General features: G+C 29.7%; 1 protein-coding gene. It reads right to left on the reverse strand.

All coding sequences use genetic code 11. The features are described 5' to 3' along the window. Nucleotides 1-131: 131 nt before the first annotated feature. Entirely contained in the window at nucleotides 132-857 is a 726-nt protein-coding gene (locus tag PGOND44_RS14870; RefSeq protein ID WP_003447257.1) for a TlpA family protein disulfide reductase, read from the reverse strand. Nucleotides 858-881 lie beyond the last annotated feature (24 nt).

The raw sequence follows: 881 nt of genomic DNA on the forward strand, positions 1-881 counted from the left end.
AACGTTTAGTATATGAAAAGTAGGCGATTTCGAAGCACTAAACTTTCGGTTAAACACAAAGTTTGTTACGAGCCAAAACCCTTGAATTTACTACTATTTCGCCTATTTTTTATATACATTGTTAGCCACAGTTATTTTAGCTCTTCAATAATCTCAATAATTTCATTTCCTTCTCCCATTTTCAATTCTTCTCCTTCTTTACTTTCGTATGGAATTCCGCCTTTGACATATTTTAAAACACCATTTTTGTCTAAAAATAAATTCATTGGATACGCCTGAATTCCTAATTGGTCGGTAAAATCCTTGGCATTTATTAGATGCTCAAAGTCAAACGGATGTTTTTCAAGAAATTTTTCAACATCTTCCTTTTTCTCGTATGTAATAGCAATAAAATTAAAGTCATCTTTGTACTTTTCTTTTATTTTATTCAAAACAGGCATTTCGTCAATGCAAGGCNCACATCTTGTAAACCAAAAATTAATCATAGTTGGTTTGCCTATTAGTTTTTCGGAATTAAAGTTTTTATCGGCTAAAGTCTTTAAGTCAAATTTTGGGAATTCTTTGTCTTTAAATTCAGATAATGGTCCAGAATTAATTAAGTTGTCTTTCTTTTTGTCACTAATGGCAAAAGATATTTTAGAAATTATAGAATCCTTTTTTGTTTCGGTATTCTCAATTGTCAAACTTCCGTATAACTGTTTTCCGAGTATTTTGGTCATTTTGTCAACCTGTTTAGTTAACATTTCCTCTGCCTCTGATTTTGTAATTCTGTTTTTTCCATCAGTTGTATAATATTCTGTTTGGCAATAAGAATAAAAAGAAATTAGTAATAAAAATGTTGTCGTTATTATTTTCATAGTTTATGGGTTTTAATTGTGGCT

The sequence above is a fragment of the Psychroflexus gondwanensis ACAM 44 genome, from assembly GCF_000355905.1.
Classification (GTDB): Bacteria; Bacteroidota; Bacteroidia; order Flavobacteriales; family Flavobacteriaceae; genus Psychroflexus; species Psychroflexus gondwanensis.